23 protein-coding genes are annotated in these 25,271 nt (G+C 62.5%); 16 read left to right on the plus strand and 7 right to left on the minus strand.

Features of this window, described 5'->3' with window-relative positions; genetic code table 11:
• Positions 1-65: 65 nt before the first annotated feature.
• From mscL to H0194_RS09125, 3 genes are all read right to left on the minus strand, one after another.
• Positions 66-497, minus strand: a complete 432-nt coding sequence (gene mscL, locus H0194_RS09115) for a large conductance mechanosensitive channel protein MscL (protein ID WP_185175582.1) — start codon at positions 495-497, stop codon at positions 66-68.
• A gap of 125 nt (positions 498-622) precedes the next feature.
• A complete protein-coding gene (locus H0194_RS09120) occupies positions 623-1,357 on the minus strand; it encodes an SAF domain-containing protein (RefSeq protein WP_185175583.1) in 735 nt (244 codons plus the stop codon).
• Positions 1,358-1,402: 45 nt separating this feature from the next.
• Positions 1,403-2,002, minus strand: coding sequence for a 5-formyltetrahydrofolate cyclo-ligase (locus H0194_RS09125; RefSeq protein ID WP_185175584.1), 600 nt, complete (start codon positions 2,000-2,002; stop codon positions 1,403-1,405).
• Positions 2,003-2,125: 123 nt separating this feature from the next.
• Here H0194_RS09125 and H0194_RS09130 point away from each other — a divergent pair, with 123 nt between their 5' ends.
• The 4 genes from H0194_RS09130 (at position 2,126) to sepX (ending at position 6,724) form a co-directional block, all read left to right on the plus strand.
• Positions 2,126-3,085 (plus strand): UTP--glucose-1-phosphate uridylyltransferase, encoded by a 960-nt coding sequence (locus H0194_RS09130; RefSeq protein ID WP_185175585.1) that lies wholly within the window; start codon positions 2,126-2,128, stop codon positions 3,083-3,085.
• A gap of 90 nt (positions 3,086-3,175) precedes the next feature.
• Positions 3,176-4,504 (plus strand): molybdotransferase-like divisome protein Glp, encoded by a 1,329-nt coding sequence (gene glp, locus H0194_RS09135; protein ID WP_185175586.1) that lies wholly within the window; start codon positions 3,176-3,178, stop codon positions 4,502-4,504.
• Positions 4,505-4,571: 67 nt separating this feature from the next.
• Positions 4,572-5,285, plus strand: a complete 714-nt coding sequence (locus H0194_RS09140) for a GNAT family N-acetyltransferase (protein ID WP_185175587.1) — start codon at positions 4,572-4,574, stop codon at positions 5,283-5,285.
• Positions 5,286-5,419: 134 nt separating this feature from the next.
• Positions 5,420-6,724, plus strand: coding sequence for a divisome protein SepX/GlpR (gene sepX / locus H0194_RS09145; RefSeq protein ID WP_185175588.1), 1,305 nt, complete (start codon positions 5,420-5,422; stop codon positions 6,722-6,724).
• A gap of 14 nt (positions 6,725-6,738) precedes the next feature.
• Here the strand turns inward: sepX and H0194_RS09150 are convergent, their stop codons facing one another.
• Both H0194_RS09150 and H0194_RS09155 read right to left on the minus strand, forming a co-directional pair.
• Complete coding sequence (locus H0194_RS09150) at positions 6,739-7,449, minus strand: DNA-3-methyladenine glycosylase I (RefSeq protein ID WP_343061286.1); 711 nt, start codon at positions 7,447-7,449, stop codon at positions 6,739-6,741.
• Positions 7,446-8,030: a methylated-DNA--[protein]-cysteine S-methyltransferase gene (locus H0194_RS09155; RefSeq protein ID WP_246388885.1), complete on the minus strand. Its 585-nt coding sequence runs from the start codon at positions 8,028-8,030 to the stop codon at positions 7,446-7,448. Before H0194_RS09155 ends, H0194_RS09150 begins: the two co-directional genes overlap by 4 nt.
• A gap of 108 nt (positions 8,031-8,138) precedes the next feature.
• Between H0194_RS09155 and H0194_RS09160 the strand changes: the two genes are divergently transcribed.
• The gene (locus H0194_RS09160) at positions 8,139-8,552 is read left to right on the plus strand and encodes a DoxX family protein (protein WP_185175589.1); all 414 of its coding nucleotides are present in this window, start codon (positions 8,139-8,141) and stop codon (positions 8,550-8,552) included.
• A complete protein-coding gene (locus H0194_RS09165; RefSeq protein WP_185175590.1) occupies positions 8,539-9,243 on the plus strand; it encodes a zf-HC2 domain-containing protein in 705 nt (234 codons plus the stop codon). The genes H0194_RS09160 and H0194_RS09165 overlap by 14 nt, the downstream gene beginning before the upstream one ends.
• 54 nt (positions 9,244-9,297) lie before the next feature.
• Here H0194_RS09165 and H0194_RS09170 read toward each other — a convergent pair whose 3' ends face one another.
• Positions 9,298-10,914 carry a dolichyl-phosphate-mannose--protein mannosyltransferase gene (locus H0194_RS09170; RefSeq protein WP_185175591.1) on the minus strand — a complete coding sequence of 539 codons (1,617 nt, stop codon included), beginning with the start codon at positions 10,912-10,914 and terminating at the stop codon, positions 9,298-9,300.
• Between the two features lie 199 nt (positions 10,915-11,113).
• On the opposite strand from H0194_RS09170, the gene rsmI reads away from it, so the two are divergent.
• The 4 genes from rsmI to H0194_RS09190 all read left to right on the plus strand — a co-directional run bounded on the left by rsmI (position 11,114) and on the right by H0194_RS09190 (position 17,389).
• A complete protein-coding gene (gene rsmI, locus H0194_RS09175; RefSeq protein WP_246389173.1) occupies positions 11,114-11,932 on the plus strand; it encodes a 16S rRNA (cytidine(1402)-2'-O)-methyltransferase in 819 nt (272 codons plus the stop codon).
• Positions 11,933-12,231: 299 nt separating this feature from the next.
• Entirely contained in the window at positions 12,232-14,121 is a 1,890-nt protein-coding gene (locus H0194_RS09180; RefSeq protein WP_185175593.1) for a BCCT family transporter, read from the plus strand.
• Between the two features lie 81 nt (positions 14,122-14,202).
• Positions 14,203-16,044, plus strand: coding sequence for a methionine--tRNA ligase (gene metG, locus H0194_RS09185; protein WP_185175594.1), 1,842 nt, complete (start codon positions 14,203-14,205; stop codon positions 16,042-16,044).
• A 127-nt stretch (positions 16,045-16,171) separates the two neighbouring features.
• On the plus strand, positions 16,172-17,389 hold the full coding sequence (locus tag H0194_RS09190; RefSeq protein WP_185175595.1) for an MFS transporter: 1,218 nt from the start codon (positions 16,172-16,174) through the stop codon (positions 17,387-17,389).
• A 21-nt stretch (positions 17,390-17,410) separates the two neighbouring features.
• On the opposite strand, the gene H0194_RS09195 is transcribed toward H0194_RS09190, so the two are convergent.
• Positions 17,411-18,013: a GNAT family N-acetyltransferase gene (locus H0194_RS09195; RefSeq protein WP_185175596.1), complete on the minus strand. Its 603-nt coding sequence runs from the start codon at positions 18,011-18,013 to the stop codon at positions 17,411-17,413.
• A gap of 43 nt (positions 18,014-18,056) precedes the next feature.
• Between H0194_RS09195 and H0194_RS09200 the strand changes: the two genes are divergently transcribed.
• The 6 genes from H0194_RS09200 (at position 18,057) to H0194_RS09225 (ending at position 25,211) form a co-directional block, all read left to right on the plus strand.
• Complete coding sequence (locus tag H0194_RS09200; RefSeq protein WP_185175597.1) at positions 18,057-18,896, plus strand: TatD family hydrolase; 840 nt, start codon at positions 18,057-18,059, stop codon at positions 18,894-18,896.
• Positions 18,897-19,151: 255 nt separating this feature from the next.
• Positions 19,152-20,393, plus strand: a complete 1,242-nt coding sequence (locus H0194_RS09205; protein WP_185175598.1) for a resuscitation-promoting factor — start codon at positions 19,152-19,154, stop codon at positions 20,391-20,393.
• 125 nt (positions 20,394-20,518) lie between these two features.
• Positions 20,519-21,409 carry a 16S rRNA (adenine(1518)-N(6)/adenine(1519)-N(6))-dimethyltransferase RsmA gene (gene rsmA / locus H0194_RS09210; RefSeq protein ID WP_185176976.1) on the plus strand — a complete coding sequence of 297 codons (891 nt, stop codon included), beginning with the start codon at positions 20,519-20,521 and terminating at the stop codon, positions 21,407-21,409.
• The gene (locus H0194_RS09215) at positions 21,409-22,458 is read left to right on the plus strand and encodes a 4-(cytidine 5'-diphospho)-2-C-methyl-D-erythritol kinase (protein ID WP_185175599.1); all 1,050 of its coding nucleotides are present in this window, start codon (positions 21,409-21,411) and stop codon (positions 22,456-22,458) included. Before rsmA ends, H0194_RS09215 begins: the two co-directional genes overlap by 1 nt.
• 169 nt (positions 22,459-22,627) lie before the next feature.
• A complete protein-coding gene (locus H0194_RS09220; RefSeq protein WP_185175600.1) occupies positions 22,628-24,496 on the plus strand; it encodes an ABC-F family ATP-binding cassette domain-containing protein in 1,869 nt (622 codons plus the stop codon).
• Between the two features lie 124 nt (positions 24,497-24,620).
• Positions 24,621-25,211 (plus strand): hypothetical protein, encoded by a 591-nt coding sequence (locus tag H0194_RS09225; RefSeq protein ID WP_185175601.1) that lies wholly within the window; start codon positions 24,621-24,623, stop codon positions 25,209-25,211.
• Positions 25,212-25,271 lie beyond the last annotated feature (60 nt).

Genomic DNA, 25,271 nt, shown 5'->3' on the forward strand with positions numbered 1-25,271 from the left:
AAAACACGAAAGGCCTGCTTCTTCCTCAAACGATTGGGGAAGAAGCAGGCCTTGAGTTGTGAGAACTAGATACGCGGGTTGTTGGCGCCGGTCTCGGTGGTGTTGCCACGCTCTGCCTGCAGCAGGTCGCGGATCTCGATGAGCAGCTCGGTCTCGGTTGGCTCGACAGCGTCAGGGTCGATGCCCTGGCGGCGCTTGTGGGCGTCGTTCAGCTTGTTCATCGGTGCAACGATGAGGAAGTACACGACCGCTGCGATGATGAGGAAGTTGAGGGCTGCGGTGATGATGGCGCCGAAGTCCATGAAGGTCGCGTCGTTGCCTTCGCGCAGCAGGAAGCCCAGGCCGCCTACCTCGGTGGAACCGAAGGAAGCAATCAGCGGGTTGATGAGGTTGTCGGTCACTGCGGTGACGATTGCGGTGAAAGCACCACCGATGATGACGGCGACCGCCAGCTCGATGACGTTGCCGCGCATGATGAATTCTTTGAAGCCCTTCATGGACATAAACCTTTCGTAGGGTGGGAAGAAATAGACCTAATGGCACAACTAGGTGATGCGTACACCTTAGTACGCCCATGGCGGTCGTGCCACCCCCTCCGCACGCCGAGTCCTCAGCGGGAGAGTCAAAAGGCTCTGGCGCCTGTGGAGACGCTGGCACGATCGCCGGTGATCACGACGGTGAGCGGTCTAGTCAGGGAGGCGGAGGCCACTCGATGGGCGGCCTCGCGATCTAGCGCTAACAGGATGGTGGCAGGGGAGCGGGAACCGGCATTTTTTGCCTTGAGGTGCGTGGTAATTACCTTTCCACCAGCAGCAATGACCGCGGCATCCGGCGGGGAGGAGGCGTCTTCTTTTACCTCGGATTCGTGACTGAGCACGTCCACCGTATCACCGTGATGAAGAAGCGGAATAATGTCGGCGTTCGCGAGAGAAATCGGCACGAGACGTGCGGAACTATGAGCGGAGGGGGAATCTTCGCCCGCTATGGTGTTGGTCACCAGCGCGTGCGCGAGGTCCGGGGCCAGAGTGCGGCTCGGCGTCACGATTTCCCCGGCACCCGCGGCCGCGACTGTGACCGCCCCTTCTACACCTTCAATGGTGGTCAACGCCTGAGGTGGCACGAACGATTCGGGGACGCGACGCAGTTCCACATCACCGGCGCTTAGCTCCGTACCCGCGGGGACGTCGCGGGTAAAGACCACCACGTGCGGGTGCTCGGTGGCGGATTGAAGGGCGATGACGCCGGCGCATAGCGTCAGAACCGCCGCCAAGAAATAGCGCAGGGCGACGATTCGTCGATGCCCGGGACGGGTGAGCGCGGCCAGCGCGGCTGAGCGTGGAGGAGAAGTCTGGGCCATGCCTCATTGGACTGGTGCGCTCGGGCGAACGGTTCCCTCCTTGCCTCAAGGAAAGGCGTGTACGCCCGAGGGAGTCACTGCCCAGCCGGTAGCGACGTCGTGTTTTTCCACCGGGAGGTTTACGCCGAGCTCGTGGTCATAAAGCACAACTATGCGGGTCGTGGACGGGGCGGTGGCCAGGGCCCGGTCGTAGTATCCGCCACCCTTGCCCAGACGAACACCCGCAGCATTTGCTGCCAGCGCCGGCACGACTATTACGTCGCATTCTTGCAGGAGCTCATTCCCGCGACGCGCCCCAATAGGTTCCGAAATACCCAGCGCGCCATCATCCATATCGTCTGTGCCGGTAAAAAGTGCCCACTCCAACTCGCCGTCGGGCAGGGAGACGGGAAGCCAGACTTCTAACCCCGACTCCGCAAGTACGGAGACCAGCTCTGGACCACCCGGCTCCGAGCCAAGCGGGGAATAGGCCGCCACCGTGCGGGCTTCCTGATCCTCGAGAAAGCGCACGAGGTGAGTGCGCAGCGCAGCGTTGTAGAGCGCGCGATCGTCGGCAAGCAATCCTCGGCGCCGGGCAAAGAGTCGGCGGCGCGTCTCCTTCTTGGCTGCGGCGATGGGGGAATGCTGGTTATGGGGTGCTTGCATACTGCAATTCTATGTCGAGAAGGCAGTGGGGTACGGCGGTGGACTGCATCACCCCACCGCGGGCCGCAACAAAAGGTGTAGCGCTACACGGAGACCGCAGGGTGAACAGGTAAGGTTTCCGGTATGGAAAAACCAGAGCAGGCCCCCGCGCATGGGGTGCGTACCGTCGTTGTCCCCGCGGCCGGAATGGGAACCCGCTTCCTGCCCGCCACCAAGACGGTGCCCAAAGAGCTGCTTCCGGTGGTCGACACTCCTGGCATTGAGTTAATTGCCGCGGAGGCTTCCGATGTCGGGGCGGAGCGCCTCGCCGTCATCACCGCCCCGGACAAGCAGGAAATCATGCGCCACTTTGAGCAGTTCCCTGAGCTTATCTCCATCCTGAAGGAGCGGGGCAAGGACGAGCAGGCGGAAAAGGTGGCGCGCGCCAACGGGCTCATTCACCCCATCGCCGTGGAGCAGGACAAGCCCCTCGGCCTGGGGCATGCCGTGGGCCTGGCGGAGCAGGTGCTGGATGATGACGAAGAAGCCTTTGCTGTCATGCTTCCCGACGACATCGTGATGCCCGCAGACGTCATGGCCAAGATGGCCGCGGTGCGCGCGGAACTCGGCGGCTCTGTGCTGTGCGCCTTCGAGGTCTCCCGCGAGGAAACTTTTAACTACGGCGTCTTTGATATTGCCGATGCTGAGGCCGTCGCCGGCCTGCCCGCCGACGAAGTGAAGAAGGTGGTGGGCATGGTGGAGAAGCCGGAACCCGAAGACGCCCCCTCCACTCTTGTGGCCACCGGCCGCTACCTGCTCGACCGCAAGGTCTTCGATGCGCTGCGACGCATCACCCCAGGCAAGGGCGGCGAACTGCAGCTCACCGACGCCATCGAGCTCATGATCCAGGAAGGCCACCCAGTGCATGTGGTGGTGCATAAGGGTAAGCGTCACGATCTGGGTAATCCCGGTGGATATATCCCCGCCAACGTAGACTTTGGTCTGCAACACCCGAAGTACGGCCCGGCGCTGTACAAGCAGATCAAGAAGATCATGGCCGACTACGAGGCCAGCCATGGAATTTCCGCCGACGCCGACGTCTAAAGCGTCGCGGTCCGGGGAAAGCACTGAGGCAAGAAAAACAAACTTCTAACAAGGCTTCTCACAAGGTAAGAAGAAAGGTGCGGGAAAGACATGCGTTCCGTTGACGAACAGTTGGCATTTATCACTGACGCCGCTGTCAGGCCGGAGCCTGTTCGCATCGCCATCGCCAATGCCTTGGGCCTCATGTGCGCCGAGGAAGTGCAGGCCAACCAGCCGCTCCCGGGTTTCCCGCAAGCTGCCATCGACGGCTACGCCGTCCGTGCTGTGGACGTCGGTGGCGAGCGCGGTCTGCGCCGCCGCCCCAGCGCCACGCAGACGGACAACGAAGGAGACGAGGGCCGGGACGCGGCATCCTCGCGGGCGTCACGCGCGGAGGAACCTGGCGAACGCTCCCTTCCCGTCGTCGGTGAGGTTCCGGCGGGCTCCCGGCAGCCTCTGCGTCTGCAGCCTCGCCAGGCTGTGCGGGTCCACACCGGCGCACCGTTGCCGACGCTTGCCGACGCCGTGCTGCCTCTCGAGTGGACCGATCGCGGCCGCAAGCGAGTGGTAGCGCAGCGACCAGTACGCTCCGGTGATTTCGTGCGCCGTGTCGGCGACGATATCCAGCCTGGTGACGTCGCGGTGACCTCCGGCACCGTGTTAGGACCAGCCCAGATCGGCCTGTTGGCTGCGGTGGGACGCGACAAAGTGCTGGTATACCCGCGTCCCCGAGTCACCATCGTGTCCTTCGGCGCGGAACTAGTGGACGTTGACCGCGAGCCGGGCCTCGGGCAGGTCTTCGACGTCAATTCCTACTCGTTGGCGGCGGCAGCGAAGGAAGCGGGCGCCGACGTCACCCGCGTTGGCATCGCGGAGGGTGAGCCCCGCCGGATCAAGGAAACTCTCGAAGTTCACTTGGCGCGCAGTGAAGTTCTCATCATTTCGGGCGCCGTGGGCGGCGAGGGCGCGCAGGTTATGCGTGACATCGTGGATTCCCTGGGCGAGGTGGACTCCTCCCGCGTGGCCACGCATCCGGGCTCGGTGCAGGGCTTCGGCTTACTCGGCGACGAACGCGTGCCGACCTTCCTGTTGCCGTCGAACCCGGTCTCAGCCTTGGTAATCTTCGAGGTCTTCGTGCGACCTTTGATCCGTATCTCTTTGGGCAAACGGCAGCCCTTCCGGAAGGTGGTGCGCGCCCGTGCGCTCAACCACATCGATTCCCGCCCGGGCCGTCGCGGCTATATCCGCGCACGGCTCATGCGCGACGCGGAAACCTCGGACTACCTGGTAGAGGGCCTGAGTGGCGCGGCCGGCGCCCCAGCGCACCTGCTCGCAGGGCTTGCGGAGGCTAATGCCATGATTCGCATTCCTGAGGACGTCACCAACGTCCGCCCCGGTGACATCGTCGACGTCATGTTCCTCTCGCCTGGGGCGTCCTAGACCTTCGCAGCAGAGCAGGAATTGTTCGAGCGAGTTCCGACCGACCACCAAAGGCACTGCCACAGACATGTTTAACTACTTCGGCCTCGCCCAGCGAAAGACGAATTCCGCGGCCACCGGGGACAAGCATCCGGTTCATCCCGGTTGGCCCGAGGCGACCCCGCAGGTCATCCTCCCGCCTTCCACGACCTTCAGGCGCGGAGCACGGCTGCGGCTCCGACCGCTCATGCACAGCGACGGGGAAGCGTGGCGAGCCACCCGCCTTATCGACGAGTCGTGGCTGCGTCCCGTGGAACCCACGCCTCACGGCGGCTGGGAAGAAACCCACTCTGCGCCATCGTGGCGGCAGCATTTCAGCTTTATTCGTCGCGCGGCCCAGGAGGGGAGCGTGGTTCCCTTCGTCATCGACGTGGACGGCGAGTTCGCTGGCCAGGTCACGCTGGGCAACATTCAGCACGGTGGTGTTCGCGAGTGCTGGGTGGGCTACTGGGTGCACTCGATGTTTATGGGCGGCGGCGTAGCGACGGCCGCGTGTGCCCTCGGCGTAGACCACGCCTTCGCCCGCGTGGGACTACACCGCGTGACCGCAACATATATGCCGTCCAACCCGGCATCCGGTGCCGTGTTGAAGACCAACGGTTTCCGCGAGGAGGGCTACCTGCGGCGCAATTTACATATCAATGGCCGCTGGGAAGACCACCACCTCATGGCGCTGAACCGCGACGACTTCCCGACCACATGCGTGGGCCGGTTGCGCGCGGCCGGCCGAGCTGTGGACTAAGTCCGGGTTTCTGCGGGTTCGCTGGATTTTGCTGTTGCGTAGCGTGGCGTGGCCGGTGCGGCCATTGAATCGTCGCTACTCTTAGGTGACATAAGTAAGAACTTGCCTCCGAGTTTTTAAGAAGGTTTATCTCCGTGTCACCAGGCGTAACCATTGTCCTCATCATCGTGGTGTGGCTTTTTGTGCTGGCTCCCATTTTGCTGCGTGGCCAGCGGCCAATTCGTCGCTCTGGCGAGGCTTATGACGAGACCCGCGTGCTGTTTGAAGGCGACTCGGGTGCCGTGCCGGTTGCTCCGCGTCCGAAGGTGAGTGCGGAGGATATTCACCGCCATGATGATGCTGCGGATCTAGAGCTCGCCGCGGCGGTTCCTGTGACCAGCGGTCACGATGGCTACGCCGACGTGGACGACGACTACGAGCTGATCACAGAAGATGGCGATCCTGCTGAGGCAGCCCGCTCCGGTCATGCCAAGACATCCAACGGTGCGGACATCGTTGACGGTGAGCTCGTTGCGGAGGGTGAAGAGGCGGACGCCGCCGATGGGCACGCTGCAGCGGATGCTGATGATGCCACGGTCGCGGGTGCCCAGGAGGCGCAGGTTTCTACTGGGGAAGCTCAGGACACCGACGGCACCACCACCCATGACGAGAAAAACCAGGGGCAGCGCGCTGGTGGCGCGGAGTTCGAAGCGATGGCTCCGCGCCTCGCGCCCGCCGCAGATGCCTACGCTCTGGATGAAACCTTTACTTCACCGGTTGATCTGATGTACCCGGGCGTATCTGATCGCGAGTCCGACCTTGCCGGGCAGGCCGATGGATCTGGTGTTGCTGCCGACGCTGAAGAGCCACACGACGCTGAGGCACAGGAACCCGAGGCTCAGGATGATGCCGCGCGGTCGACTGCAGTCAGTGCGATGTCTGAGTCTAACGAGCTGACCGAGGACGAAATCGCCTTCGCGGAAAAGCGTCGCGGCCGCGGCGGTTGGGACCCAGTGGCGGATCAGCGCAACTCGGCGGACCGCTACCAGCGTCGCCAGCGCACCCTCATCGGGCTGGCGGTAGCCGATGTCTTGTTTGTCGCGCTGGGCATCATCCTGGGCGGCTGGATGTGGGCGGTCGTCGCTGTGGCCGCCGTTATCACCGTGGCTTACCTTGTGGCGTTGCGCACCCAGGTGCGCCAGGAGCAGCAGCTGCGTGCCCGCCGCATTTACCAGTTGCGCCGTGCCCGCCTGGGCGTCCGCAATGCGCAGGACGAAGAGCTGGCTATTCCGCGCAAGCTGCGACGCCCAGGCGCTGTGGTTGTGGAGACCGACGACGAATCGGTAGATTTCCACCACCTCCCGGTGACCTACCTCGATGCTGAGGACGACCACGAAGAATTCGGCATCGTCAATCGCCGCCAGCTGCGCGACGAGCTTTCCGAGCGGCGCGTGAGCTAGACCGAGGTGCGCTGCTATTCCGGCCGCGCGAAGTGCGGGGCGCGGAAGGCTCCCGGCACGTGGGTGTCCACGATTCCCGTCGCCTCAAAAAGTGCAAACATCGTGGTGGGGCCTACGAACTTGAATCCCAGCGCCTTGAGTTCCTTCGACAAGGCAGCGGCCTCCGGCGACGTCGACGGGATATCCGCGACGTGATTAATCTCTGGAGCGAAGTCTGGTTGGTAGGACCAGATGAGTGTGTCCAGCGGGCCGCGATCCTGCGCATCGTCGCGTAATGCCACCGTGGCCCGCGCATTGTTGAGTACGGCTGCTATCTTTCGCCGATTCCGGATCATTCCCGGAGCCGCGAGCAGGCGTTCCACTTCTGCCTCGTCCCATTCAGCGATGACGTCGGGGTCAAAGCCCGCGAAGGCTTCCCTCAAAAGTGGTCGGCGTTTCAAAATCAGGCGCCACGACAGCCCCGCTTGAAAGCCCTCAAGGCACAAGCGCTCAAACATGGCGGCCTCGCCGTGAACGGGCACGCCCCATTCCGAGTCGTAGTACTCCTGCAAATCCGGTGATTGAGCTGCCCACGGCGGGCGCAGATGCCCGTCTGGACCAACGATGAGCCCCGTGGTGGGGTCCTCACTTCCGGGGGCGGCGAAAGACATGATGTTCTCCTGGTATTCCGGGAATTCTGGGTAGCTATCGTAGCTGTAGTTGGGGGTGTTCGTTGCGTTAGTCATGGCTGGTTAGACTGCCTGAACGATAGCTGCGGTTCCCCGCCTGAAGAATGTGGCGAGGGATGATTCTTTTCCCACTCTACGAGCCAACGTTTCGCTTCCGGGCCGCCGATATAGAAGCCGTAACCGCCGGTGGAGGGGAGCACGCGGTGGCAGGGGATAAAAATGGGTAGCGGGTTATGCGCGCATGCCCCACCTGCGGCGCGCACCGCTTTGGGGCTCTCCGCTGCCGCCGCGAGATCCTTGTACGTGCACGTTGCGCCGTAGGGGATACGGGTCAACGCGGCCTGCGCGCGGCCGCGAAAGGAAGAAGGAAAGTTATAGTCCAGCGGTACGGAGAAATCTTTGAGCTCGCCATCGAAGTAGGCTCCGAGCTCTCGGACGCCGTGGGCTAAGTGAGCTCGCGCTGCCTGCTCTTCAGCGGAAGATGGTGCGTGCCTTTCGCCGGCATCTTCAGGCTCTCCGGACCCCGTGACCACGAAGCGCACGTGGCTGATGCCACGCTCGGTGGCCGCGACGTCGAGAAGCCCCACCGGGGTAGTGATGGTCGCATGTACCACAATCTCATTGACGCCAAGAGTCAAGGCACTATTCCTTTCTGTGCCGTTCCGTCTTATCGGATAGGACAAGCATAGCGAGGAGAAGGTTTGTCCTTTCGCGGTGGATGCGCGCTACAAGGTAGTGTATTGCCCATGGATAGACCCGCCGTTCGTGATGCCGCCTTATTGCTGCTGCGTATCTGTCTCGGCGTTGTGTTTATCGCGCACGGGGTGGACAAGATGTTCCTCACCGGAATCACTGATACCGCGCGCCAGTTCGGGGCGTGGGGCGTGCCGCAGCCGCAGCTGTCAGCGTATATTGCCGCGATTGGCGAGATGCTCGGCGGTGCGATGTTGGCAGTCGGGTTACTCACGACCCTTATCGCCGGTCTGTTGGCGTTGCTCGCCGTAATGGCGCTGTACTTTGTGCACCTGTCTCAAGGGTTCTTCGTTGCTCAGGGCGGGTTGGAATACACCATGGTCCTCGCGGTGGCGCTGCTCATGATCGTGGTCTTTGGAGCTGGCCGTGCCAGCCTAGATGAGGTGTTGGCCCGTGTTGAGCCATGAGCAGGTGCAGACCGCGCTGTCGGCACGCGTTGACGGCGAGAAAACCGGAATGCCCGATGACGCCGTAGACGCCCACGTCGCCGAATGCGCGCAGTGCGCCGCTTTCCAAGAACAGTTGGTGGCGTTGAGCGGAGTCGCACTGTTTCCCGAATCCAGCGGAGACGGAATGGCGCCGCCGGAGAATCTCTCGGACGTCATTCTGGCGGGTGTCGAGCCCCAGTGGCGGCGGGCCGCGAGTGCCCGTGCCCGCGGCATCGCGGTTTCGCGGGTAGGCCTCGTGCTTCTGGCGTTGCTGTTTTTAGCCTGGGCAGTGGCGCTGCTGGTGGATTCCTCGGCTGTACCGCAATTCGTGGACACCGATGGTGCGGGGGAAAAGGTTCTCAGCCCTGACGCACGCCCCGAGCAGGCCGCTGCGCTCGTGGAGGCTGCCGCGGTGCGGTTGGGTTTGGCGGCTGGTCTGGGTTTCGTGGCGTATCGCCCTCCTGCCGCGGTGAGCCTCCTGGCAGTGATGGGGACGATGTTCGTCTTCAGCCTTGGCTTCGCGGTGCGTGACATCGCGTTGGGACAAGCTGCTGCGGCTCAGCTGTACTTCCTGGGGGCCACCGGTGTGAGTGCCGTGGCGCTCGTCGCGATGTGGGCCGCCGAGCGCGGGTTCAGCATCCCCGGTGCTTGGCGGGCTCTCGGCTCCTAAGGCCGGTACGCGCTCCGTAGACTCGCTCTTAGTTGAAGCGCCGCGGGCTGGAGGTTAAGACCAGCTGGGCAGCCACATGAGCGACTTGTACCAGGCATCGCTGACGGTATAGCCGTACAAAATAGGGGAGAAATAGCAGAACATGGCGATAACCAGCGCCAGGTAAGCGATGGCAGCAAACGTTCCCCAAGTAATGGGGCGTCGCGCTAACGCCGTGACAGCCTTGTTCTTGACCACGGGCCCGTGACCGACGAGTCGCCCTAATGCCAGTGCGTAAATCACGATGACGAATGGAATGAGCGCCGTGGCGTAGAAGAAATACATCTGGCGGTCGAAATTTGCCAGCCATGGCAGGAAGCCCGCGGCGAAGCCCACCACCGGCACGAGGAAGCGACGATCCTTGCGGATGAACAGGCACCACAGTGCCCAGACGATGGCCGGGACGATGAGCCACCACACCGCCGGGGTGCCGAAGAGATAGAGCATCCGACGGCACGTCGCCGCGCCCCCTTCGCCGCACTCCAGCCCGGTGGAGGAGTAGTAGAGGATCGGGCGGGCACTGACCAACCACGCCCACGGCTTGGAATCCCAGGGGTGGGAGTGCCCGCCGGAGGTCGTGAGCTCAGTGTGGAACTGAAGGACCGACCAGTGATAGTGGAACCATCCGGCCACCGCTTCCGGCAGAAGCTGCAACCAGGAGCCGTCGGCGATGGTGCCGTCGGTTTTAGCGTGGCGGTACACGGAGGTCTCTGAAGCGAACCAGGCGCGCCAGGACCATACGTACAGGGCGATGGGAACCACGACTAGTGAGGCCAGGGCGGCCGGGGTGTCGCGCAGGAGGGTGCCGGTGATGTAGCGCTTGACACCGTAGCGACGTCGCAAAGCCAAATCCCCGAACACTGACATCAGGCCGAAGAACGCGATGTAGTACAGGCCCGTCCACTTCACAGCGAGTGCCAAACCAAGAAAGACACCGGCGGTAAAACGCCACCACCGGAAACCAAAACGCGGCCCAAACTCGGAGGTGCCCATGTTGCCGGAGTGGAATGCCTCATGAATACGCGCGCGCATCTGGCCGTGGTCATTAACCAAGGCCCAGGCAGCGCCAACAATGAAGAAGACCTGGAAGATATCGAGCAGTCCGAATTTCGAAGAGACCAGCAGCACACCGTCAAATACTGCGATGAGCCCGGCGAAAGTGGCTACCTGCCAGGATTGCGAAATGGTGCGCGCCATGTTCATTACTAGGAGGACAACACCCACGCCGAAGGCGGCGGTGAGGAAGCGCCAACCTAGCGGCGTATAGCCGAACATTGCCTCAGACAGTGCGAGGATCTGTTTACCTAAAGGCGGGTGCACCACCAGCCCGTAACCGGGGTTGGATTCGATGCCGCCGATGAAGAGGTTGTCCCAGCTACGCACCATGTCCCAGGCCTGGGGTACGTAGTGCTTCTCATCGAAGATGGGGGTGCCCTTGGACACCGGTAAGGTGAGCCCAGCGTAGCGGGTGATCAGGGCCAATACCGCGATGACCACGGTAGAGACGGTGTCGGCGCGCGACCACGGGACCGTCAGCGGCCGCGGCGGGACGGGGCGCTGTTGAGTCGAGTGTCGGGAGGCGCGGCGGCCCGAGGGCGAGTGAAACTTTGTGGTTAAGGCAGTCACGCGCATTATTCTAGGCCACACCTGCTTACTGCGATACACCTGTGCCATGCTGGAGACCATGAGTGGTGTAGAAATCGGCGTGGGAAATCGAGACGTCGCGGGGCGTGGCGCACGGCGCGACGCAGGACGTGACCCGAAGGTCGGCACAGGCCTGGGTGACGTATTCGCAGCCCTCGATCTCGAGCCGTTGCCGCGCGGGGTGGTGATGGCAGCGACGCCACTGGGAAATATCGGTGATGCCAGCGCCCGACTCGTGCATGCCCTGGCCACAGCCGACGTTATCGCCGCGGAGGACACGCGCCGCATGAAGGCCTTGGCAAGCGCCTTAGGGGTAGAAGTGACCGCCAAGGTCGTCTCCAATTTCGACCACAACGAGCAGGCACGTGTAGAGGGGCTGCTCGATGCCGCGCGTCGCGGAACAGTACTGGTGGTGACTGACGCCGGAATGCCGGTGGTCTCCGATCCCGGACACGTCGTGGTGGTCGCGGCGCTCGAGCAGGGGGTTCCCGTGACCTGTTTGCCGGGGCCTTCCGCGGTGACGACCGCGCTGGCGCTGTCGGGGCTGGGCGTTGGGCACTTCATTTTTGATGGTTTCGCACCGCGCAAACCTGGACAGAAGAAGGCCTGGCTGGAATCACTACGCCAGGAATCCCGAGCTGTGGTGTTCTTTGAATCACCGCACCGCATCGCCGACACCCTTGCCGTCGCCGCGGAGTTACTGGGCCCCACACGCCGGGGTGCGGTCTGCCGAGAGTTGACCAAGACCTATGAGGAAATAAAGCGCGGTAGCCTCCAGGAGCTTGCTGAGTGGGCGGAGGAGGGCAACGCGCGTGGCGAGATCAGCGTGGTGTTGGATGGCGCTGCGGCTGTCGACGGTGCGATGAGTGCCGCAGATTTGATTCCGCGCGTGAACGAGCTTGTGGAAGGCGGGATGAAGCTCAAACCGGCCTGTAAGGAGGCGGCGAAGGGGACCACGGTCTCGGTGCGCGAGCTTTACGACGCCGTGGTGGCGGCCCGGGCCTAGGGCGGTCAAAAACTAGGCGAGTGCTGACAGAAGCGGAACGTTATTACGTTTGTTATCTAATTGTTACGGCTGATGGTCAGTGTTGTTAATGTTTACCTGTGTACGCATGTGCAGAGCGTGCAACGGCGCGCGGTAAGCGGGCAGGTGGTGCCCGTATTTTGACAGCATCTCGACGATGCAAGGTTGACAGGCCATTACCAGCAACCCGAGAAATTCGTGCATGCGGATTGGTAGTGCGTTGGCAAAGATAACGGCCGTATGGTTTGCCAGCGCGGGAAGTTTTTCCCAAAGTAGAGAGTATGGATCAGTCAGAAGTAGAGAATTCGAAGAGTAGAGCACCGCACAGTGACGGCAGTAGTGAAGAAGTAGTAGCGAACCAAGGTGCACAGGACGACACGCAGCAAGTTTTGGCGACGGAAGAATTAGAACAGCAGTCCGCGACGGAACAGCTGGCGTACATCCTGGATAGCGACGTGGAGATTGATCCCAACAAGCTCCACGTTTCGGAGGAAGTGGATCTCATCGCGGATTCGCGAAATCTGAAAATCGACTGGGGCATCGTTATCCCTACCGCGATCCTCATCGCCGGCATCGTGGCGTGGGGCTTGGGGGCGTCGGAAAGCTTTGCTACCTTCTCTGAAGATGCGCTGGGCTTTGTCGTCAACAACGTCGGGTGGGCCTTCGTCCTGTTTGGCACGGTATTCGTCGCCTTCGTACTCGCCATCGCGGTCTCGCGGTTTGGCACCATCAAATTAGGCGCCATGGACGAGGAACCCGAGTTCAAAACCACGTCCTGGATCGCCATGATGTTCGCCGCTGGTATGGGCATCGGCCTAATGTTCTACGGTGCCTCGGAGCCATTGACGTTCTACCGAAATGGTGTGCCCGGGCATGAGCCCAATGAAGTTTCCGCCGCGATGGCATCCGCAATGTTCCACTGGACGCTGCACCCGTGGGCGGTTTATGCCATCGTGGGCCTGGCCATCGCGTACTCCACCTTCCGCATCGGCCGTAAGCAGCTGTTGTCCTCGGCCTTCGTGCCATTGATCGGTAAGGAGGCCGCCGACGGCTGGGTCGGCAAGATCATTGACATCCTCGCGATTTTCGCCACCGTCTTCGGTACCGCTTGCTCCCTGGGCTTGGGTGCGCTGCAGATCAGCTCCGGTCTGAAAGCATCTGGGCTCGTGGAAGACACCAGCGACATGCTCTTGGTGGGCATCGTGTCCGTCCTGACCCTGGCGTTTGTGCTGTCCGCCATGTCCGGCGTGGGCAAGGGTATTCAGTACATCTCTAACGCGAACATGGTGTTGGCTGCGATCCTGGCCATCTTCGTGTTCGTCCTGGGCCCGACGATCAACATCCTGAACCTCATTCCGGGTTCGGTGGGCGCCTACCTGGACCAGTTCACTGAGATGATCGGCCGTACCGCCGAATATGCCAACGGCACCGCCGGTGAGTGGCTGGGTTCCTGGACTATCTTCTACTGGGCATGGTGGATCTCCTGGTCGCCGTTCGTCGGTATGTTCCTGGCGCGTATTTCCCGTGGCCGCTCCATCCGTGAGTTCTGTGTTGGCGTCATGCTCATCCCGGCCGGTGTGTCAACCGTATGGTTTGCCATCTTTGGCGGCACCGCTATTCACTTCGAGCAGACCGGTCAGTCGATCTGGGGCGATGGCAGCGCTGAAAGTCAGTTGTTCAACCTGTTGCACACGCTGCCTGGTGGCTTCGTCGCGGGTATTGTTGCGATGATTCTCCTGGGCACGTTCTTCATCACCTCTGCGGACTCTGCGTCCACAGTGATGGGGTCAATGTCGCAGAACGGCAGTGTCAATGCAAAGCCTTGGCTGTCTGCATCGTGGGGAGTTCTCACGGCGCTGGTGGGCATTACCTTGCTGCTGGCTAACGAGGATGCGCTGTCTAACCTGCAGAACGTCACTATCGTTGCAGCGTCGCCGTTCCTGATCATTCTGGTTGCCTTGATGTTCGCCATCGTCAAGGACCTACGCAACGATGTCATCTACCAGGACATCCGCGAGCAGCAGATCTTCGGTCGCAAGCTGGCCCGCGAGCGCCGCCTCATCCGCGAGGAGCGCATGCGCCAGATCCGCACCAATAAGGCACAGCGTGCGCAGCGTGAGTACCGCGAGTCTTTGAAGGATGCTAAGAAGGCCGCCAAGAAGGCCAAATAGCGCGCAGTGCGCCGGGGATGGTCGCGGGGAAACAGCCCCCTCGACTGTGCCTTGTAGGCGCGTCACGATAAACTAGGCCCCATGACTTTGCCAGTACTTGTTGCCGTCGCATGGCCTTACGCAAACGGACCCCGCCACATTGGACATGTGGCGGGTTTCGGTGTTCCTTCGGACGTTTTCGCCCGTTTCCAGCGAATGCGGGGGCGCGACGTACTGATGATTTCCGGCACGGACGAGCACGGCACCCCGTTGCTCGTGCAGGCTGAGAAAGAAGGCGTGACCGTCAAGGAGCTGGCGGACCGCTACAACCGGCAGATCGTGGAAGATCTGGCAGGCCTTGGCCTGTCTTATGACCTGTTTACCCGCACCACCACGCGTAATCACTACGCCGTGGTGCAGGAGCTGTTCAAGGGGCTGTACGACAACGGCTACATGATTAAGGAGACCACGAAGGGCGCCGTGTCGCCGTCGACGGGCCGTACCTTGCCGGATCGCTATATCGAGGGCACCTGCCCCATCTGTGGTGCTGGCGGTGCCCGCGGTGATCAGTGTGATAACTGCGGCAACCAGTTGGACCCGATCGACCTCATCGATCCAGTGTCCAAGGTTAACGGCGAGACCCCGGAATTCCGGGAAACCGAGCACTTCCTGCTGGATCTCCCCGCCTTGGCCGGTGCGCTGGAGGAGTGGCTCAAGGAGCGCCAGGATTGGCGTCCTAACGTCTTGAAGTTCTCCCTCAACCTCCTTGAGGATCTCCGCCCGCGCGCCATGAGCCGCGACATAGACTGGGGCGTACCCATCCCCGTCGAGGGCTGGGAGACCAACGGCGCCAAGAAGCTCTACGTGTGGTTCGACGCCGTGGTGGGCTACCTGTCTTCCTCCATCGAGTGGGCCTACCGTACCGGCGAGCCCGAGGCGTGGAAGAAGTGGTGGACCAACCCGGAGGCGCTGAGCTACTACTTCATGGGGAAGGACAACATCACCTTCCACTCCCAGATTTGGCCGGGCGAGCTTTTAGGCTACGCAGGCAAGGGCGCACAGGGCGGCGAGGCAGGTTCCTTAGGCGAGCTCAACCTGCCCACCGAGGTGGTCTCCTCTGAGTTCCTCACCATGTCCGGCTCCAAGTTCTCCTCATCGAAGGGCGTGGTCATCTACGTCAAGGACTTCCTCAAGGACTTCGGTCCGGATGCCCTGCGCTACTTCATCGCCGTCGCGGGACCGGAGAACACCGACTCCGACTTTACGTGGGACGAGTTCGTGCGCCGCATCAACAACGAGCTGGCCAACGGCTGGGGCAATCTGGTCAATCGCACGGTGTCCATGGCACACAAGAACTTCAAGGAAGTGCCACAACCGGGTGAGCTGCAGGAGTCGGACAAGAAGATCCTGGATCTGGCTGCCCGCACCATCGACGATGTGGCTGAGCACCTGGAGCATTCCAAGTTCAAGGCCGGTATTACCGCCATCATGCACGTGGTGGGCGAAGCTAACGCCTATATCGCGGAGCAGGAGCCGTGGAAGCTGGCCAAGGACGACGACCAGCGCGAGCGTCTGGCCACCGTGTTGTGGACCGCGCTGCAGGTAGTGTCTGACTGCAATATGATGCTCACCCCGTACCTGCCACACACGGCGCAAAAGGTCCACGAGACCCTTGGTCGCGACGGCGAGTGGGCGGCCAGCCCGCGCATCGAAGAAGTCGTGGACGACGCCCCTGTCGAGGTCGTCGGCGTCGGTGTACCGGAGGAGGGGCAGACCTACCCCGTCATCACCGGTGATTACACGCAGCAGCAGGCGGTGTGGAAGCGTATCGACGCCGTGCCAGGCACCCCGTTGTCCAAGCCTAAGCCGCTGGTCAGCAAGCTGGATCCCGAATTGGCAGAAACCGGCCCCGAGTGGGCGCCCGTTCAGGGCAACGAAGCTTAAGAAGGAGCGAACCATCACGAGCAGCACGACTGGAGCCGCCGGCGTCTCAGGTTCGGCAGGAGCACCGCGTCGCCTCACGCGGCGTATCGGGCTGGGTCTAGCACTTGTTGCTATCACTGCGGCGTCGTTGAACTTGCGCACCGGCATCGTGTCGCTGGCGCCCGTGCTTGACGACGTCCTGACGGAACTGGGAGGTAGCGCCGCGGCGGCGGGTGTGCTTACTGCACTTCCCGGTTTCATGTTCGCCCTCATGGGCTTAGGAGCCGTGCCTTTGGCGCGCTGCATTGGGCTTAGCCCCACGTTGTGGCTGGGCGGCGCGCTGCTTACTGCTGGCCTCAGCGTGCGCGCGATGGCGTCAGGCATGCCCGTGTTTTTCGTCGGCACCACCGCCGTCACCGCCGGCATCGCTCTAGGCAACGTGGTGCTCCCCGCGTGGATCAAAGAGCATGCGCTGCCACGCCAGCTGACCGTGATGACCATGCTCTATACCGCCGTCCTCGGGATATCGAGTGCGGTCGGGCCGTTGAGTGCACAGTGGTTTGCGGATCCCGCGTGGCGCCCAGCGTTGGGCGTGTGGGCCGTGCTGGGCGGCGCCAAAGTGCTGGTGTGGAGGGGGGTGGTTGCTGGGGCCCGCCGTGACGTCCCGGGCTCCACGACGTCGGAAAGCACTGCCGCCGCCGATACCGTTGCTGCTCCCACTGGAGCTGAGGCCATTGACACCGCTGCCACGGCGGAGGCCATTGATGCGGTGCCGATCTGGAAGTCCGGCACCGCGGTGTCGCTCATGGCGTTTTTCTGCTTCCAGGCCACCACTGCCTACGTGATTATGGGGTGGCTGCCCACAATGTTCGTGGACGCCGGGATCCCGCGGGAGACGGCGTCATGGGCACTGGCCATCATCGGCGTGTTTAACATCCTGGGCGGGGTGGCCATGCCGTGGGCTATCGGCCGCTTCAGCAACATCCAGCCGCTACCGGTGGCGCTGGCGCTGCTGACGTTGGCGGGGTGGTGCGGGATCTTCTTCGCCCCCACGGCCGCGCCTTTGCTGTGGGCCGTGCTGTTGGGTATCGGCGGTCAGTGTTTCACACTCGTCTTGGGATTGTTAGCAGGGCGCACACGCAGTCCGCTGACCACCGCGCGCCTGTCCGGGTTTGTACAGCCCTGGGCATACTTGGCCGCGGGGTTGGGGCCGCTGCTCGTGGGGGTTGTGCACGCCACCTGGGGGACCTGGGCACCGGTGTTCGCCTGCCTTATGGCCTTCAATATTGCGATGGTGTTCACTGGCTACCGCGCGGCGCGCAACATCACCGTGGATGAGGAATTGCAGGCCGCGGCGCGCGCGTGAACCCGTTGACTGCTACGCGTTTCAGTTGGAGTTGGAGCCAGTGCGGGAACTCGAGCGAGCGCGGTGGAAGGCCTCGGTGCGCTCCTGGTGAGAGGGGCCGTCGAGAAGCAGCTGGAGGTGGACGAGATCTAGTTTCTTGCCCTGCTTTTCACCGATGCCGAACAGGGTGCCGGCGATGGCGAAGCCGTGCTTTTCGTGCAGCCGCAGGGACGCTTCGTTGTTGGCCGCGATATAGGAAATGATGGAATGCACGTAGTCGTTGGCGCGGGCGTGCTCGACCACGGCACCCAGCAGGGCATTGCCCACGCCCATCCCGCGCGCGGCGTCGGAGACGTAGATGGTGTCTTCAACGGTGTTGGGGAACAGGGCATCGAAAGCAAGCTGCGAATAGCCGGCGAAGCCCAGGATTGTGCCCGGGGTGGAGCCTGCCACACCGGCGTCGCTCTGCTCGCTTACGGCGACGAACACGGGGAAGCCGTCAGCCTGGATTCCTTCCAACCATTCCTGGCGGGATTTCTCCGTCACCGGGCCCGGCACGGGGGAGAGATCGGTGTCGGTCAGCGCCCAGTTGTAGATGGAGGTGATGGCGGGAATGTCAGCGGCTTCAGCGTTCCGGATAATCATGTCCGCCTACTTTACTCGCGGGCGGGTTCCTATAATGGCAGCCATGTCGAATAAGAAGCCCCGTCCTCAGCCCGTGCCCGCCCAGACTATTCCGCACCTCGTAGATGCGCACACACATCTGGCCTCGTGCAAGGCGGTGGACAAGCCGGAGGTGGACGCCTTTGTCGAGCGTGCCGTGGCGGCCGGGGTGGAGAAGATCTGCACCGTGGGCGACGGTGTGGACGAGGCAGAATTGGCGTTGCGGGCGGCGCACTTTAACGATCGCGTGTGGGCGGCGTGTGCCGTGCACCCGACCCGGGCGGGCGAGCTTGACGACGCCGCGAAGGCGCGCCTGGAGGAGATGATCGCCGATCCGCGCTGCGTCGCGGTGGGGGAGACAGGCCTGGATACCTACTGGATTAAGCACTCCCCGGAAGACACCGCCCCGCTGGAGGTACAGGAAGAAGCGCTGCGCTGGCATATCGATAAGGCCGTGGAACATGGTAAGGCACTGATGATCCACAACCGCGAGGCCGACGCCGATCTCCTGCGGGTGCTGGCGGATGCACCGACGCCGAAGGAGACCATCTTGCACTGTTTTTCCTCGCCGCTGGAGGTGGCCAAGGAAGCGCTCGACCGAGGTTATGTCTTGTCCTTTGCCGGTAACGTGACGTTTAAGCGCAATGAAGAGATGCGCCAGGCCGCGGCCCTGGCACCGGCTGGGCAGTTCCTCATCGAGACGGATGCGCCGTACATGACTCCCGAGCCATTCCGTGGCGCACGTAACGAGCCAAGCCTCATCGGGCATACCGCCCTGTGTGTGGCCGAGGCACGTGGGGAGGACGTGGCCGCGGTGGCCGCGGCTGTGAACGCAACCTTCGACAGGGTTTACGGCCTTTCTTAGCTGAAAGCTGTCACCAGTCCGCACCAAAATTACGTTATGTGAGGATCGTCACCCCCGGGACTTTCTGCAGGTAAAAGGCATGCGCTGTGGTCTATGTGAAAGCAGCGCACGCAGTGAAAGGCGTTTTGGTTTTTTCTTGGACTGTCACGGACTGTTACCGTATCGTTATTCAAAGTCGTCTCGTGCAACCCGCATTGGTTCGCGGGCTAGAGAAATCCAACAGTTAGTTCTTTAACAGAAGAGATCGAGGAATCTATGTCTACCTCTAATCAGCTCAAGCGCCTCAACGGTTCCCACTCCGTTCCCCTGCGCCTGGCTACCGGCGGCGTGCTAGGCACCCTGGTGGTCGGTGGTGTTGTGGCCGCTGGCGCTCAGAAGGACATCACCGTTGACCTCAATGGTGAGAAAATGGAGCTGGCTACCTTCTCCGGCGACGTCGAGGGTGCACTGGAAGCAGCAGGCGTCGAGGTCGGCCAGGATGACGTTGTCTACCCGGCTCCGTCCGAGAAGCTGAACAACGGCGAGAACATCACCGTCCGCACCGCCAAGCAGGTCGCCGTGACCATCGATGGCAAGAGCCAGGATGTCACCTCCACGGCCCTGACCATCGACGACCTCATGAGCTCCCTGGACGGTGCCGAAGAAGGCGCCGCTATCACCGTTGGTGACGGCGAAGTAAAGGGCGATGACAAGCTCACCGAGGGCATGAACCTCGACGTGGTGACCCCGAAGCTGGTCAAGATCAACAACGGCGGCAAGGTGTCCTACACCAAGATCGCGGCCAAGACCGTGGCCGACGTGGTCAAGGAGCGCAACTTGGGCGTTGACGACAACGACCGCGTGTCCCCGTCTCTTGATGCTCCGGTCACTGAGGGCATGACCATCAAGGTCGCTCAGGTTGCAGAGCACGTCTACAAGACCACCGAGACCACCGAGATGGACCCGGTCTACGTGGAGGATCCGGAATTGCCGGAGGGCGAGGAGAAGGTCCTCGAGGAGGGCAAGTCTGGCAAGACCCAGAAGACCTACAAGATGGTTGTGGTCAACCGCCACACCGAATCCAACGAGGTCATCAAGGAAAAGGTCCTGGAGAAGGCTGAGCCGGCCAAGATCGCCCGCGGCACCAAGAAGGTGGAGGAGTCTGCTGACGCCGATGCTTCCGGGGCCTCCCAAGACAGCTCCGATGGCGCATCCGCTGATGACTCCAACGAGGGTGGCAACACCGGTGCGGCAGCACCGGCAGTGGCCGGCGGTGGCGTGTGGGACTCCCTGGCGCAGTGTGAGTCCGGCGGCGACTGGTCCATCAACACCGGCAACGGCTTCTCAGGCGGCCTGCAGTTCACCCCGTCCACCTGGGCAGGTTTCGGTGGCACCGCTTATGCACCGTCCGCGCACATGGCTACCCGCGAGCAGCAGATTGCGGTGGCCTCCAAGGTTCAGGCCGCACAGGGCTGGGGCGCGTGGCCTGCCTGCACCGCCTCCCTGGGCATTCGCTAAAACCTCTCGCGAATCTCCGGCGTGCATTGCGCCGTATATTCTCACACCCTGCTTCGCAGGCACAACACTGTGTTGGCGAAGCAGGGTGTTTTTGGTGCGAGCTAGTACTCTAGAAAGCTATGACGATGGACAACAGCGCCAATACGCCCGGTGTGGAATTGCTCGGCCCCGCGGAGATTCGCGCCCTGGCGGAGAAGTTGGATGTCACTCCAACGAAGAAACTGGGGCAGAATTTCTTGCACGATCCGAACACCGTCCGCCGTATCGTGGCCGCCGCCGGCCTCGAGCGCGACGACAAGGTTGTGGAGGTAGGCCCTGGACTCGGCTCCTTGACGCTGGGGTTGTTGGAGGCCGTCGATGCTGTCACTGCTATTGAGATTGACAAGCGCCTGGCCGCCGAATTGCCTGCCACTGCGGCATGGCGCGCGCCTGAACGAGCAGGTGTGTTGCACCTAGTGGAAAAAGACGCGCTCCAGGTCCAGCCGGAGGATATGCCCACGGCGCCTACAGCGCTGGTAGCAAACTTGCCCTACAACGTTTCCGTACCGGTCCTCCTGCACATGCTGAAGACGTTTCCCACGATCCGCCGGGTCCTCGTCATGGTCCAGGCCGAGGTAGCGGATCGCCTCGCTGCGTCCCCGGGGAGCAAGATCTACGGTGTGCCCTCGGTGAAAGCTGCGTTTTACGGCGACGTCAAACGGGCCGGAGCTATTGGGAAAAACGTTTTTTGGCCCGCTCCCAAGATTGAGTCCGGTTTAGTGCGAATTGACTGCTTCGCTCCCGGCGCGTCTCCGTGGGAGATCAATGACGACACCCGCTCCCGCGTGTTTCCGCTTGTCGACGCCGCGTTTTTGCAGCGTCGCAAAACTCTGCGCTCGGCACTCTCCGGCCATTTTGGTTCGGCGGCTGCCGCAGAGGAGGCATTGCGGACGGCAGGTATCGAACCGTCCCAGCGCGGGGAGAAACTGACTGTGGCCGACTACGTCCGCCTCGCCGGCGTGGAGGTGCGCGCGTGATGGCCGTGAACGGCAAGGCAGCCTACGTCTATGACCGTACAGCGCGGGCGCACGCTAAAGTGAATCTGCAGCTCGGCGTCGGCGCGGCACGCTCGGACGGGTTTCACGAGCTAGTTAGTGTTTTTCAAGCCCTGAATATCTACGACGAGGTCACCCTCCGTGCTGTTCCCGCCGCATCCCCTGTGCTTCCTGCGGCCCCTACGCCCGCCGCGCTCCCGCGCATGGCCTCCTTGCACGCGCAGGGGCCCTATGCTGCAGGCGTGCCGGAAGACTCCACCAATTTGGCGTGGCGCGCGGTCGAGGCGGTCGCGCAGGAATATGCAGGACGTAGTGTTGGCCCGTCTTCCGACGAGCGCGCCACGGACGCACCGACTGCACAAGGGGTGGAGTTAGAGCTCATCCTTCATAAAGGGATCCCCGCTGCGGGCGGAATGGCAGGAGGCTCCGCTGATGCGGCGGCGGCACTGCGCTTGGCCGCGGACTTCTTTGCTCAGTATGTAGGGGAATCTGTGGTGGATGAGGCGCGGCTCATGGAATTGGCCGCTGACCTGGGTTCGGACGTACCTTTCACGCTCCTGGGCGGGACTGCCTTGGGGACCGGGCGCGGCGAAAAGCTCACACGCATGCTGGCCCGCGGGACGTTCCATTGGGCGATTATTACCTCGGATAAGGGGTTGTCCACGCCGGAGGTTTTCGGCACGTTCGACCGCCTACACCCAGACACTGACCAGTGGGAGCCTGCTTTCGACAGCACCGCCGTGGCCACCGCGGTCGCGGCGGGGGATGCGCACCACTTGGCGGCGGCACTGGTCAACGACTTGCAGGCGCCGGCGTTATCGCTGCGCCCGGATCTGCGCAAAACACTGCGCGCCGGGGAGGCCGCCGGGGCACTGCGCGGCATCGTATCTGGTTCGGGCCCCACATGCGCGTTTCTGTGCGCGGATGCGGACGTGGCAGCGGAGGTGGTAGCCGAGGTTACTGTGGAGATCCCCGGTACCCGAGGCATCGTGACCACGAGCCCGGCTCCAGGGGCAACGCTGCTGCCGTAGGCGACGCGTCGCTAGTCGGCTGACTTGCCTTCGGCTACGGACATCTCAGCCGGCGCGAAGTCGAGACTGTGGCGCGCGGTGACCTCTCCCGTGTCGGGTTGAAAGTCGTTCGCAATAAGGGGTCGCGGTGTGGGGGTAAATTGGCCCATGCCATAAGATGAAATGCGTTATGGCAAACCTCATTAATCTGGAAAACGTCACCAAATCCTTCGGCCTGAAAACTCTGCTTGACGGAGTGTCTCTCGGCGTCCAAACCGGCGACCGAATCGGCGTGGTGGGCCTCAACGGTGGCGGAAAGACCACCCTGCTGGAGGTTCTCACCGGGCAGGAGCCGGCAGACTCCGGCCGGGTATCCCATAACTCGGATCTGCGCATGGCCGTGGTGACCCAACGCTTCGAGCTGGATGAGGAACTTACCGTGGGGCAGGCCGTCGTCGAACCTTTGGGCCTCCAAGTTTTCGAATGGGCGTCGAATAGCAAGGTACGCGACGTGCTCAAGGGGCTCGGTATCGTCGACCTTGGGCTCGACACCCCGGTAGGTGGCCTGTCCGGCGGTGAACGCCGCCGCGTAAACCTCGCCGCTGCTTTGGTACAAGATCTGGACCTGGTGGTGCTCGACGAGCCGACCAACCACCTTGACGTGGAGGGCGTGGAATGGTTGGCGGAGCATCTTCTGCGCCGCAAGGTGGCAGTGGTCGTGGTTACCCACGACCGCTGGTTCCTGGACACAGTTGCGACCTGGACGTGGGAAGTGCACGACGGTCGGGTGGACGCCTACGAGGGCGGCTACAACGACTGGACGTTTGCCCGCGCGGAACGCGCACGCCAAGCTGATGCCATTGAGCAGCGTCGTCAGAATCTGGCGCGCAAAGAATTGGCCTGGTTGCGTCGCGGCGCACCAGCTCGCACCTCAAAACCGCGCTACCGAATTGAAGCCGCGGAAGCACTGATCTCTGACGTGCCTGAGCCACGAAACAAGATCGAGCTGTTGAGTTTTTCCAAGCAGCGCCAGGGCAGGGTGGTCATCGAGCTGGAGGACGCACAGATCGCCACTCCAGATGGTCGCGTTTTGGTGGGTAACCTCACCTGGCGCCTCGCTCCCGGTGAGCGAATCGGTCTGGTCGGTGTCAATGGCTCTGGAAAGACTACTTTGCTGCGCACCTTGGCGGGCGAGTACCCGCTGCAAGAAGGCAAGCGTATTGAGGGGCAAACGGTTCGCCTGGGCTGGTTGCGACAGGAACTAGATGATCTGGATCCGCAGCGTCGTGTCCTGGACGCCATTGAGGATGTTGCGCGCTACGTGCAGCTCGGCAAGAAGGAACTGAGCGCCTCGCAACTGGCGGAGCGTCTGGGATTTAGCCCGAAGCGACAGCGCACTCCGGTGGGCGATCTTTCCGGCGGCGAGCGCCGTCGTCTGCAACTTACTCGGGTGCTCATGGCTGAACCTAACGTCCTGTTGCTCGACGAGCCGACGAACGACCTGGACATCGATACCCTGCAGGAACTCGAATCACTGCTGGACTCTTGGCCAGGGACCCTCGTGGTCATTTCGCACGACCGCTACCTCATCGAGCGCATCGCGGATAACACCTACGCGCTGTTTGGCGACGGTAGGCTGACTAACCTGCCCGGCGGGATTGAGGAATACCTCAAGCGCCGCCGTGCCGCGGCGTCGTCAAGCTCCGCAGGTGGTGCCCTCGACCTTGGTGCAGCGAGCGCTGGGCGCGGCACCGAAGCGATCCCCGACGCCGCCAGTGCGGAGAGCGTCAGCGGCGACGGTACAAACGCGGCTCAAGAACCGGGGCCAAAGCTGAGCAACCAACAAGTTCGCGACATCACCAAAAAGATGAATGCGCTGGAGCGCAAGATGGCAAAGCACGACGAGAGAATGGCCGGCCTCAATCAGGAGATGGCCAACGCTGCGGAGGCGATGGACACCGGTCGCTTGACCGAACTTGATGCACAGCTGCGAGGTATCCGCGAAGAGCACGAAGCCCTGGAGATGGAGTGGATGGAACTCGGCGAGCAATTGGAATAGTTGCTCCTGTCGATGGGGCACAGTTGGCGCGGCGCAGGGAGCGGAAGATAACAATGCGATTGCGATCAGAAGTGTGATGCGAATCCTGGATGCACCTGGCGTGATTCTGTGAAAGATTAGGGGTATGTCTACACTTCGTCGTGCGCCCATCGCGCTTACCGCCCTGGCCCTGACCGCTTGCCTGACCCCGGCCGCAGGTGCGGCGCCTGCTGAGCTATCCTCCGAGCTTTCCTCACGCGCCGGTGTGCCTTCCCAGGTTGTTCTGCCCAAGCAGGCCTATGAATTAGCGGACGAGTACAACGTTGCACTCCCGGATTTCGTGAAGCAGCCGGTGAAGAAGGGGACTGGTGATTCTGCAGGAGCTCAGGCAGGCGCCGCAAACGCTGCAACTGCCGAATCCGCGCGCAAGGCCACGGCCAAGCACCTTCAGGATATGGGGCACACCCCGAGCACGAGCGCGTACAAGGTAGCCCAGGAGTGGGCAGCCCAGGCTGCAGCTGGTAAAGCCAAATTCACCGGCAAGGTTGGTCAGGGTGTCACCCATCGCAAAGAAGGCACCGGCAACATCTACCGCTTGACCAACAAGGAGGCCCAGGACCGACTCAAGTGGCTTGACCGGGACGCCAACACAGCCAAGGACAAGAAGCGCTTTGGCACCGCAGTGGCAGTGAAAGGGAACTACATTTACCTCGTGGAGTATTTCTACAATTCCTAGCCGTTGGCGTAGCCCCTGCACCCCGTGGGCCAGAGGTATGGCCCCTACAACCCTTGGTGC

Source organism: Corynebacterium incognita (genome assembly GCF_014217255.1).
GTDB lineage: Bacteria > Actinomycetota > Actinomycetes > Mycobacteriales > Mycobacteriaceae > Corynebacterium > Corynebacterium incognitum.

Excerpts from the sequence above, each read along its gene's own strand:
- H0194_RS09150 (WP_343061286.1), bottom strand. The coding sequence starts at position 7,449 with ATGACTAACGCAACGAACACCCCCAACTACAGCTACGATAGCTACCCA.
- H0194_RS09205 (WP_185175598.1), top strand. The coding sequence starts at position 19,152 with ATGTCTACCTCTAATCAGCTCAAGCGCCTCAACGGTTCCCACTCCGTT.
- H0194_RS09120 (WP_185175583.1), bottom strand. The coding sequence starts at position 1,357 with ATGGCCCAGACTTCTCCTCCACGCTCAGCCGCGCTGGCCGCGCTCACC.
- H0194_RS09125 (WP_185175584.1), bottom strand. The coding sequence starts at position 2,002 with ATGCAAGCACCCCATAACCAGCATTCCCCCATCGCCGCAGCCAAGAAG.
- H0194_RS09195 (WP_185175596.1), bottom strand. The coding sequence starts at position 18,013 with ATGATTATCCGGAACGCTGAAGCCGCTGACATTCCCGCCATCACCTCC.
- H0194_RS09215 (WP_185175599.1), top strand. The coding sequence starts at position 21,409 with ATGGCCGTGAACGGCAAGGCAGCCTACGTCTATGACCGTACAGCGCGG.
- rsmA (WP_185176976.1), top strand. The coding sequence starts at position 20,519 with ATGGACAACAGCGCCAATACGCCCGGTGTGGAATTGCTCGGCCCCGCG.
- H0194_RS09180 (WP_185175593.1), top strand. The coding sequence starts at position 12,232 with ATGGATCAGTCAGAAGTAGAGAATTCGAAGAGTAGAGCACCGCACAGT.
- H0194_RS09140 (WP_185175587.1), top strand. The coding sequence starts at position 4,572 with ATGTTTAACTACTTCGGCCTCGCCCAGCGAAAGACGAATTCCGCGGCC.
- mscL (WP_185175582.1), bottom strand. The coding sequence starts at position 497 with ATGAAGGGCTTCAAAGAATTCATCATGCGCGGCAACGTCATCGAGCTG.
- rsmI (WP_246389173.1), top strand. The coding sequence starts at position 11,114 with ATGGCAGCGACGCCACTGGGAAATATCGGTGATGCCAGCGCCCGACTC.
- H0194_RS09170 (WP_185175591.1), bottom strand. The coding sequence starts at position 10,914 with ATGCGCGTGACTGCCTTAACCACAAAGTTTCACTCGCCCTCGGGCCGC.
- H0194_RS09220 (WP_185175600.1), top strand. The coding sequence starts at position 22,628 with ATGGCAAACCTCATTAATCTGGAAAACGTCACCAAATCCTTCGGCCTG.
- H0194_RS09200 (WP_185175597.1), top strand. The coding sequence starts at position 18,057 with ATGTCGAATAAGAAGCCCCGTCCTCAGCCCGTGCCCGCCCAGACTATT.
- H0194_RS09130 (WP_185175585.1), top strand. The coding sequence starts at position 2,126 with ATGGAAAAACCAGAGCAGGCCCCCGCGCATGGGGTGCGTACCGTCGTT.
- glp (WP_185175586.1), top strand. The coding sequence starts at position 3,176 with ATGCGTTCCGTTGACGAACAGTTGGCATTTATCACTGACGCCGCTGTC.
- metG (WP_185175594.1), top strand. The coding sequence starts at position 14,203 with ATGACTTTGCCAGTACTTGTTGCCGTCGCATGGCCTTACGCAAACGGA.
- H0194_RS09225 (WP_185175601.1), top strand. The coding sequence starts at position 24,621 with ATGTCTACACTTCGTCGTGCGCCCATCGCGCTTACCGCCCTGGCCCTG.
- H0194_RS09160 (WP_185175589.1), top strand. The coding sequence starts at position 8,139 with ATGGATAGACCCGCCGTTCGTGATGCCGCCTTATTGCTGCTGCGTATC.